The sequence below is a fragment of the Agrobacterium tumefaciens genome, assembly GCF_017726655.1.
GTDB lineage: Bacteria > Pseudomonadota > Alphaproteobacteria > Rhizobiales > Rhizobiaceae > Agrobacterium > Agrobacterium tumefaciens_B.
In genome coordinates, this window is the sequence record NZ_CP072308.1 from 178095 (window position 1) to 187312 (window position 9218).

At 60.2% G+C, this 9218-nt stretch carries 7 protein-coding genes; 5 read left to right on the forward strand and 2 right to left on the reverse strand.

All coding sequences use genetic code 11. The features are described from left to right. The first annotated feature begins 146 nt into the window (after window positions 1–146). The gene (ilvD, locus tag AT6N2_RS00920; RefSeq protein WP_063949084.1) at window positions 147–1982 is read left to right on the forward strand and encodes a dihydroxy-acid dehydratase; all 1836 of its coding nucleotides are present in this window, start codon (window positions 147–149) and stop codon (window positions 1980–1982) included. 424 nt (window positions 1983–2406) lie between these two features. Next, window positions 2407–3408, forward strand: a complete 1002-nt coding sequence (locus AT6N2_RS00925; RefSeq protein WP_209089571.1) for a serine hydrolase domain-containing protein — start codon at window positions 2407–2409, stop codon at window positions 3406–3408. A 12-nt stretch (window positions 3409–3420) separates the two neighbouring features. On the opposite strand, the gene AT6N2_RS00930 is transcribed toward AT6N2_RS00925, so the two are convergent. Beyond that, window positions 3421–3771 carry a lysozyme inhibitor LprI family protein gene (locus AT6N2_RS00930; RefSeq protein WP_063948605.1) on the reverse strand — a complete coding sequence of 117 codons (351 nt, stop codon included), beginning with the start codon at window positions 3769–3771 and terminating at the stop codon, window positions 3421–3423. 214 nt (window positions 3772–3985) lie between these two features. Here AT6N2_RS00930 and AT6N2_RS00935 point away from each other — a divergent pair, with 214 nt between their 5' ends. Together AT6N2_RS00935 and AT6N2_RS00940 are read left to right on the forward strand one after the other, a co-directional pair. Beyond that, a complete protein-coding gene (locus AT6N2_RS00935) occupies window positions 3986–5392 on the forward strand; it encodes a DegQ family serine endoprotease (RefSeq protein ID WP_209087696.1) in 1407 nt (468 codons plus the stop codon). Continuing rightward, on the forward strand, window positions 5389–6705 hold the full coding sequence (locus AT6N2_RS00940; RefSeq protein ID WP_209087698.1) for a replication-associated recombination protein A: 1317 nt from the start codon (window positions 5389–5391) through the stop codon (window positions 6703–6705). Before AT6N2_RS00935 ends, AT6N2_RS00940 begins: the two co-directional genes overlap by 4 nt. A 112-nt stretch (window positions 6706–6817) precedes the next feature. On the opposite strand, the gene AT6N2_RS00945 is transcribed toward AT6N2_RS00940, so the two are convergent. Continuing rightward, a complete protein-coding gene (locus tag AT6N2_RS00945; RefSeq protein WP_209087700.1) occupies window positions 6818–7129 on the reverse strand; it encodes a DUF1883 domain-containing protein in 312 nt (103 codons plus the stop codon). A gap of 238 nt (window positions 7130–7367) precedes the next feature. Here AT6N2_RS00945 and AT6N2_RS00950 point away from each other — a divergent pair, with 238 nt between their 5' ends. Next, window positions 7368–9182, forward strand: coding sequence for a methyl-accepting chemotaxis protein (locus AT6N2_RS00950; RefSeq protein ID WP_209087702.1), 1815 nt, complete (start codon window positions 7368–7370; stop codon window positions 9180–9182). Window positions 9183–9218 lie beyond the last annotated feature (36 nt).

The window sequence follows — 9218 nt, forward strand, 5'->3', positions numbered from 1 at the left end:
GGCGTACCGTACCGGACCGTACTGTTTTGACCGAAGGTGACAGTGACAGCGCTCGCGGTTTGCGCTAGAAACACCGCAAAATAGGGAAGGAGCCATCTTGCCGCTATCGCGGAACGCGCTCCCGGCCAGAGATCGAGGAAAACACCATGCCAGCCTATCGCTCCAGAACGACAACCCACGGCCGCAACATGGCGGGCGCGCGCGGCCTTTGGCGCGCCACCGGCATGAAGGACAGCGATTTCGGCAAGCCGATCATCGCTGTCGTCAATTCCTTCACGCAGTTCGTGCCCGGCCATGTGCATCTGAAGGATCTCGGTCAACTCGTTGCCCGCGAAATCGAAGCGGCTGGCGGTGTCGCCAAGGAATTCAACACCATCGCGGTCGATGACGGCATCGCCATGGGGCATGACGGCATGCTTTATTCGCTGCCGTCGCGCGAGATCATTGCGGACTCGGTCGAGTACATGGTCAACGCCCATTGCGCCGATGCGATGGTGTGCATTTCCAACTGCGACAAGATCACCCCCGGCATGTTGAATGCTGCCATGCGCCTCAACATTCCCGCCGTCTTCGTGTCTGGCGGTCCGATGGAAGCGGGTAAGGTGGTTCTGCACGGCAAGACCGTTGCGCTCGATCTGGTTGACGCCATGGTGGCTGCTGCCGATGACAAGATCTCCGATGAGGACGTCAAGGTCATCGAGCGCTCTGCCTGCCCGACCTGCGGTTCCTGTTCCGGCATGTTCACCGCCAATTCGATGAACTGTCTGACCGAGGCACTCGGCTTGTCCTTGCCCGGCAACGGCTCGACGCTCGCGACCCATTCGGATCGCAAACGCCTGTTCGTTGAGGCCGGTCATTTGATCGTCGATCTGGCGCGCCGTTATTACGAGCAGGAAGACGAAACCGTTCTGCCACGCACCATCGCCAACAAGGCGGCGTTTGAAAACGCCATGTCGCTGGATATCGCCATGGGCGGCTCCACCAACACCGTGCTGCATATCCTCGCCGCCGCGCACGAGGGCGGGGTGGATTTCACCATGGAAGACATCGACCGGCTGTCTCGTAAGGTGCCCTGCCTTTCCAAGGTCGCGCCCGCCAAGCAGGACGTTCACATGGAAGACGTTCACCGCGCCGGCGGCATCATGCGCATTCTCGGCGAGTTGGAGCGCGGCGGTCTCATCAACCGCGATACCTATACGGTACATGAAGCGACGCTCGGCGACGCCATCGACCGTTGGGATATCACCCGCACCAACAGCGAGACGGTGCGTGAATTCTTCAAGGCGGCCCCCGGCGGCGTGCCGACGCAGGTCGCCTTCAGCCAGTCTTCGCGCTGGGACGATCTGGATACCGACAGCGACAACGGCGTCATCCGTTCGGTCGAGAAGCCTTTCTCCAAGGATGGCGGCCTTGCCGTGCTTTACGGCAACATCGCGCTAGACGGTTGCATCGTTAAGACGGCGGGCGTTGATGAATCCATCCTGAAATTCAACGGCCCGGCGGTCGTTTACGAAAGCCAGGACGCGGCCGTGAAGGGCATTCTCGGCAACGAGGTCAAGGCGGGCGACGTGGTCGTCATCCGTTATGAAGGTCCGAAGGGCGGGCCGGGTATGCAGGAAATGCTTTATCCAACCAGCTACCTGAAATCCAAGGGCCTTGGCAAAGCCTGCGCGCTCATCACCGACGGCCGCTTCTCCGGTGGCACGTCAGGCCTTTCTATCGGCCACGCCTCGCCGGAAGCGGCACAGGGCGGCGCCATTGGCCTGGTGCGCCAGGGTGACCTGATCGAGATCGACATTCCGAACCGCACGATCAACCTGAAGGTTTCCGATGCGGAACTGGCCGCGCGCCGGGCCGAGCAGGAAGAAAAGGGCTGGAAGCCGGAAGCACCGCGCAAGCGCAATGTCACCACAGCGCTGAAGGCCTACGCGGCCTTTGCATCGAGCGCGGATAAGGGTGCAGTGCGGATTTTGCCGGAGTAATCCTGTCGGCAGGGGGGCGCAGTACTCACCGCCGCCTTGCGCGATGGCTGGAGCTTGCTGATCGGAACCGAAAAGCTCTCTTCCCTCATGCTCGGGCTTGTCCCGAGCGTATGCAACCGACCAATACTACGCGACATGGATAGATCCTCGGGACAGGCCCGAGGATACGTCGAGAGTGATGTTCGATCTGCAATTCGTCAGCCGCGCCTTGGTGCGGCTTTTTACTGTCTGAATTGAGTGTGAAGCCCAGCTCATAAACAAATTGAAGCGCCTCACAGGGTGATTCTTCGACGGCCTTCAACATTCTGTTTTTCCATCGCTAATACGAAACGACTTACAGCTTTTTCCTATCTCGTAGTCACATTGGAGTGATGTTCGTCCAGCGACCTTTTTCCAGAAAGCAGCGATGACTACCTTCATCACCATGAAAAGACGAACCGCACTCGCCTTCATGGTGTCGCTACCTTTCGCCTCCATTGCCCGCGCGCAGACTGCCGGCGGTGCGGCTCGTTTCGAACCGTTGCTTCGGAATGCGGACGCGCTTTCCAGTCTCAAGGCAGTCATCATCAGCATCGAGGGCGAGGAGGTTGCAAGCCGCGCTTATCATGGCGCGGGTCTTAACGGCTCCACCAATATCAAATCGGCGTCAAAATCGATCATTTCGGCGCTGGTCGGAATGGCCATCGATCGCAAGGTCATCGAGAGCGCGGACCAGCCGATCGCGACCATCCTGCGCAGCGATTTTCCGCAGAATCCCGATCCGCGGCTGGAGCGGATCACCATCGGCAATCTTTTGTCCATGCAATCCGGACTGGAGCGCTTGTCGGGGCCGAATTACGGACGCTGGGTGGCAAGTCGGAACTGGGTTCGGATGGCTCTCGGCGCCGGTTTTGCCGGGGAGCCGGGTGGTGGCATGTTGTATTCCACGGCGTCCACGCATCTGCTCTCGGCGATCTTGACCAAGGCCTCCGGCCGCTCGACACTTGCCTTGGCGCGAGATTGGTTTCGTCCACTTGAGGGTTTTGCGATCGGTGGCTGGGAGCGTGATCCGCAGGGCATCTATCTCGGCGGAAACCAGATGGCGATGACCGCCCGCTCACTTCTGGCCTTTGGAGAACTGTACCGGCGCGGCGGCGTCACCCCGGAGGGGCAGCGGCTGATTTCCCAGGCGTGGATCGACCAGTCCTGGCAACAGCGCACCAACTCCGTCTTTAACGGAGATGGTTACGGATATTGCTGGTTCATCAAGGAGATGGGCGGAGAGAAGGTGTTTTACGCCTGGGGCTATGGCGGCCAGATGCTTTACATTGTTCCGTCCAGAAGGCTCTCAGTGGTCATGACCTCGCGCGAGGACGCGCCATCGGCCAGAACCGGATACCGGGACCAGCTACACGGGCTGATGACAGACATCATCCGTGCAGTCTGATCATCGCTGATATCAGAGTGGCCGGTTGATGCTCTGGAAAGCCTCGCCAAGCTTATTCATTCGCTCGTCATAGGCGCTCGTCAAACACGCCACGTCCGCCGCACATTCCTGTCGTTTCTTCAGCCATTTGCTCTGCTCGTCACGCAACGTGTCGCGCGCGCCCATGGCCATCAGCTGGGTGAGGATATCAAACGTGGTGGCCATCTTCACATCAAGATCGTTGAGGGCGCGATTGTCGCAGATGGCTTTTTCGTCGGCTGCCAGATCGGGTTTTGCGCAGTCGAAGCTCGCCGCAGCGGCGGGCGAGGAAAGGGAGGAGGCGAGGAGCAGGCCGCAGGCGAGGAGAGGCTTTTTCAAATCCATGACGGGTCTCTTTGAGAAATTCGTGTTCGGAGGAAACCGGAAAGCCCGCTCACCGGTTCCATGCCGCTGGAGCCGAGACACAGGAAAAAGCGCGGATTGGGAAAGTGTGGTCTTCTAAAAGATGCCATCGAAACGATAGCCATCATCTTGCCGCTCTTTGCTTTACAGGCTTTGGCGTTATAACTCCATCATACTGATGACGATGAGGAATCACATGCGAAGCGTGTTGAAGTATCTGTCTACCGGCTTTCTCGCCGCGCTTGTTCTCATGCCCGGTGGCGCGGGCGCGCAGGACACGAAAACCGTGCCGGCAAGCCACACGGAAATGCAGCTCTCCTTCGCGCCGCTGGTGAAGCGCACGGCGGGTGCTGTGGTCAACGTCTATGCCGAGCGCGTCGTCCAGCGGCGTTTGTCGCCCTTTGCCGGCGATCCCTTCTTCGAGCAGTTCTTTGGCCAGCAGATGCCGAACCGCACGGAAAAGCAGTCGTCGCTGGGTTCGGGTGTGATTGTCAGCGCCGGCGGGCTGATCGTGACAAACAATCACGTCATCGATGGCGCCGACGACATCAAGGTGGCCCTGGCCGATGGACGTGAGTTTTCCTCAAAGGTGCTGCTGAAGGATGATCGGGTCGATCTGGCCGTGCTGCAGATTGACGCCAAGGAGCAGTTCCCGGTGCTGTCGCTCGGTAATTCCGACAGGATCGAAGTGGGTGATCTGGTGCTCGCCATCGGTAACCCTTTCGGTGTCGGGCAGACCGTCACGAGCGGTATCGTTTCCGGCCTTGCGCGTAATCAGGTGACGCAGGGTGATTTCGGCTTCTTCATTCAGACAGATGCGTCCATCAACCCCGGTAATTCCGGCGGTGCGCTGATGAACATGGCGGGTGAGCTGATCGGCATCAATACGGCGATATTCTCCAAGGGTGGTGGCTCGAACGGCATCGGTTTTGCCATTCCTGCCAATCTGGTGCGGGTGTTCGTGGCTGCCGCCGAAAGAGGCGATGCGAACTTCCAGCGGCCCTATATCGGCGCTACGTTCGATCCCGTGACTTCGGATGTCGCCGAGGCGCTTGGTTTGCACCGTGCCCGCGGCGCGCTCGTCGTCAGCGTCACCAAGGGCGGTCCGGCAGAAAAGGCGGGCATCGAGCCCGGTCAGGTGGTGACCGCCGTCAATGGCTTTGAGGTCGAGCACCCCGATGCGCTGGGTTATCGCCTGACGACTGCCGGCATCGGTAAATCCGCCGAACTGACTGTCGTGGAGAAGGGCAAGGAAAAGAAGCTGACGATTGCGCTGGACACAGCGCCGGAAACGGCGCCGAGGGACGAACGTCTGATCGAGGGGCGCAATCCTTTCGCCGGTGCGACCGTTGCCAATCTCTCGCCCAAGCTTGCGGATGAATTGCGCATGCCGTCGCAGGTAACGGGCGTCGTCATTACCGATGTCAAGCGTGGGTCGCCGGCCTATCGCGTGGGCTTCCAGCCCAAGGACGTCATCCTGTCCCTTAACGGCGCGGATATCGGATCGACCGCCGCCGTCGAAAAGGCGCTTGATGACAATCCCGGTTTCTGGCGCGTGGAAATCCTGCGTGACGGGCAGCGTATCCGGCAGTTCCTGCGATGAGCGATGATCTCTTCGCCCCGCAAGTGCCCGTGGAGGTCGCCAACCGGCGGCCTCTTGCCGATCGTCTGCGGCCGAAAACGCCGGCGGAAGTGAGCGGGCAAGAGCATCTGACGGGCGAAGAGGGCGTTCTGCGCCGGATGATCGACAGTGGATCGTTGGGCTCAATGATTTTCTGGGGACCGCCCGGCACTGGCAAGACCACGGTTGCCCGCCTGCTTTCCGGCGAAGCGGGCCTCGCCTTCGAGCAGATTTCCGCGATCTTCTCCGGTGTCGCCGATCTCAAGAAGGTATTTGAGGCGGCGCGCACGCGCCGCATGAACGGTCGCCAGACGCTGCTGTTCGTCGACGAAATCCATCGCTTCAATCGGGCGCAGCAGGACAGTTTTCTGCCCGTCATGGAAGACGGCACCATTATTCTCGTCGGCGCCACCACCGAAAATCCGTCGTTTGAGCTCAATGCCGCTCTTCTGTCGCGGGCGCGTGTGCTGACCTTCCGCTCGCATGACGAAGAAAGCCTCAGCGAGCTGTTGAAGCGTGCCGAGCAGGCGGAGGAGAAACAGCTTCCGCTGACGGAGGAGGCGCGCGCGAGCCTTATCCGCATGGCCGACGGCGACGGCCGTGCCGTACTGACGCTTGCCGAAGAGGTGTGGCGCGCGGCGCGCAAGGATGAGATTTTCGATACGGAAGGGCTGACACGCATCGTGCAGCGGCGTGCGCCGGTCTACGACAAGAGCCAGGACGGCCATTATAATCTGATCTCGGCGCTGCATAAGTCGGTGCGGGGGTCTGACCCGGATGCGGCGCTTTATTACCTCGCCCGGATGTTCGATGCAGGCGAAGACCCGCTCTATATCGGACGCCGGCTGGTGCGCATGGCGGTCGAGGATATCGGTCTTGCCGATCCGCAGGCGCTTTCCATCTGCAATGCGGCCAAGGATGCCTATGACTATCTGGGCTCCCCGGAAGGGGAGCTGGCGCTCGCCCAGGCGTGCGTCTATCTCGCAACCGCACCGAAATCCAACGCCGTCTACACCGCCTTCAAGGCGGCGATGCGCGCAGCGAAAGAAAACGGCTCATTGGTGCCACCGAAACATATTCTGAACGCCCCTACAAAGCTCATGAAGGGTGAGGGTTATGGTGACGGCTACCGTTATGACCATGATGAGCCCGATGCTTTTTCAGGGCAGGATTACTTCCCCGAGAAGATGGGGCGCACGACATTTTATGATCCGCCGGATCGTGGCTTCGAAAGGGAAATACGCAAGCGCCTCGACTGGTGGGCGAAGCTGCGCCGCGAGCGCTCGACGCGCTAGCGTTTGCGGCGCCCGGCCGGAAATCGTGCCTCGGGCGGTCTTGAGAAAGAGATTCAGGTCGCTGGTAAAATGATTCGTCAAATGGCCGTAAGTGACTGTTTCTAAACCGCGATCAGGATGCTTTTCGGTGCATCGCCTGCGGCTGTGCAGGCAGCATCTTGACTGAGGATTCCGCCAGAGCGCCATGGCCTTCGGCATCGATGATCAGATGCCAGTGCAATGTCTCAGGAATGGCGAGACGGATCGGGGATTTTTTCGCCACGCCGCCGAGATATTTGAAATCGAGCAGCTCGGTGAAGCGCTGAAAATTCGCACTCGTCATCAGGCGGACGTTATTGATCGCCGACAGGGATACTTCGATGACCGTACCGGCTCGAAGCTCCTTCAGGTCATAATGCGTGTAGCGAAAATTGGGCCGGGCCATCGCGCGTCTCCCTCAACGTCATTTTGGTCAGCAAGGATAAGCCCCTACGATTAACGCTATCTTTAGATGCGGCCGGTCAGTCCGAAAATCCCTCCCTGACATGGCCCGCGGGACCCGCGACGAGACGCCTTCAGCCATAGGCGAATAATACGAACGTATAATATTCGCATTTAATAATAATCAATTTCTTGCCCCTAACATCGGCTGGTCGAATTGCTGTCATCGACTTGGGGGGAAGATGAAAAACGTCACAATATCCATGCGCCTTTACGCGCTTGTCGCCTTGTTTCTGGCGATACTGGCTGCCGCTCTCACATTCAGCCTGTTTGAAAGCTACCACGAGATGGAGCGGGAGCGGAAAGCCGGACTTGCGGCGATGAACGAGACCGCCGTTGCCATTCTCAAGCAATATTACCAGTTGGAGCAGGGCGGAAGCCTGACGCGGGAGGCGGCGCAACAACAGGCAAAGACAACGATCGCGGCGATGCGTTACGGCAATGGCAGCGGTTATTTCTGGATCAATGACATGCATCCGACCATGGTGATGCATCCGATCAAGCCTGAAATGAACGGAACCGACCTCACGGGCAACAAGGATCCGAATGGCAAGGCGCTGTTCGTTGAGTTCGTAAAAACGGTCAAAGCGGGCGGCCAGGGGTTTGTCGATTATTACTGGCCGAAGCCCGGTGCGCCGGACCCGGTCGAGAAATTCTCGCATGTGGCCGGTTTCGCCCCCTGGGGCTGGATTGTCGGCACCGGGGTTTATGTCGACGATCTTGAAGCCGTGTTCTGGCGCGACGCCTATTTCAACGGCGGCCTTTGCATCGCGGTTGGCCTTCTTGTGGTGGGCATTGCCGCCTTCGTGGTTCGCAGCGTTACCCGGCCCATCGATCTCATTCGCCAGAGCATGCGGCGGATCGCGGATGGCGATGGCGACGCGGATATCCAGTTCGCCGACCGTCGTAATGAGATCGGCGCGATTGCGAAGACGCTGCTGGTGTTGCGCGACAGCGTCAATGAGCGCAGCGCCTTGCAAGCGCGCGAGGCAGACCAGCAGCGGGCGCTGGAGGCAGAGCGGCGCGGCAATGAAATGGTGCTGCGTTCCGTGTCCGACAGGCAGGCACATGCCATGGAGCAGCTCGGCAGCGCGCTCGAGGCGCTCGCCGATGGTGACCTGACCGTGTCGCTGACCGATATCGGAACGGATTACGAAAAGCTGCGGCTGGACTTCAACCGCGCCGTCGGCGCCCTGCATGGCGCGATCGAAGCGATTGCGAGAACCGGCCACGTCGTCAATGACAGCGCGTCCGATATCAGCGGCGCGACCGGCAATCTTTCGCGCCGCACCGAGCAGCAGGCGGCAGCGCTGGAAGAGACGGCGGCAGCTCTCGACGAGATCACCGCCACAGTGCGTACCGCCTCCGACCGGGCAAACGAGGCCCGGCAGATGGTGCAGGATACCAAGTCCAGCGCCGGTCGATCGGGCGAGATTGTGCGCAATGCCGTCGACGCGATGGGCCGTATCGAAGAGTCCTCGAAACGCATCGGGCAGATCATCTCGGTTATCGACGAAATTGCCTTTCAGACAAACCTGCTTGCGCTGAATGCCGGCGTCGAAGCAGCACGGGCAGGCGAGGCGGGCCGGGGTTTTGCGGTCGTGGCACAGGAGGTGCGTGAACTTGCGCAACGCTCTGCCAACGCAGCCAAGGAAATCAAAACGCTTATCAACCGCTCGGCGGAAGAAGTGGGCGGCGGCGTTGCGCTGGTGCGCTCGACCGGTGATGCGCTGGAGGAAATTGTGGCTCTGGTGAACCGCGTGGAAGGCCACGTCAACTCCATCGCGACCGCAGCACGCGAACAGGCGACGGGGCTGCAGGAGATCAACACTTCCGTCAACCACATGGACCAGATGACCCAGCAGAACGCTGCCATGGTGGAAGAAACCACCGCGGCCAGCCAGACATTGGCAGAGGAAAGCCAGCAGTTGCGGGCGCTGCTCTCCCGTTTTGAACTGGGACATGGTGCGAGCCGGGAGACTGCCCGGGCGGCGTGAATTCAGGTGGTTCGAGTGACGTTGGAGGGCGCGGCC

What these genes read in the sequence shown, in the direction of transcription:
- ilvD (WP_063949084.1), top strand. Translation starts at nt 147, where the DNA reads ATGCCAGCCTATCGCTCCAGAACGACAACCCACGGCCGCAACATGGCG.
- AT6N2_RS00925 (WP_209089571.1), top strand. Translation starts at nt 2,407, where the DNA reads ATGAAAAGACGAACCGCACTCGCCTTCATGGTGTCGCTACCTTTCGCC.
- AT6N2_RS00930 (WP_063948605.1), bottom strand. Translation starts at nt 3,771, where the DNA reads ATGGATTTGAAAAAGCCTCTCCTCGCCTGCGGCCTGCTCCTCGCCTCC.
- AT6N2_RS00935 (WP_209087696.1), top strand. Translation starts at nt 3,986, where the DNA reads ATGCGAAGCGTGTTGAAGTATCTGTCTACCGGCTTTCTCGCCGCGCTT.
- AT6N2_RS00940 (WP_209087698.1), top strand. Translation starts at nt 5,389, where the DNA reads ATGAGCGATGATCTCTTCGCCCCGCAAGTGCCCGTGGAGGTCGCCAAC.
- AT6N2_RS00945 (WP_209087700.1), bottom strand. Translation starts at nt 7,129, where the DNA reads ATGGCCCGGCCCAATTTTCGCTACACGCATTATGACCTGAAGGAGCTT.
- AT6N2_RS00950 (WP_209087702.1), top strand. Translation starts at nt 7,368, where the DNA reads ATGAAAAACGTCACAATATCCATGCGCCTTTACGCGCTTGTCGCCTTG.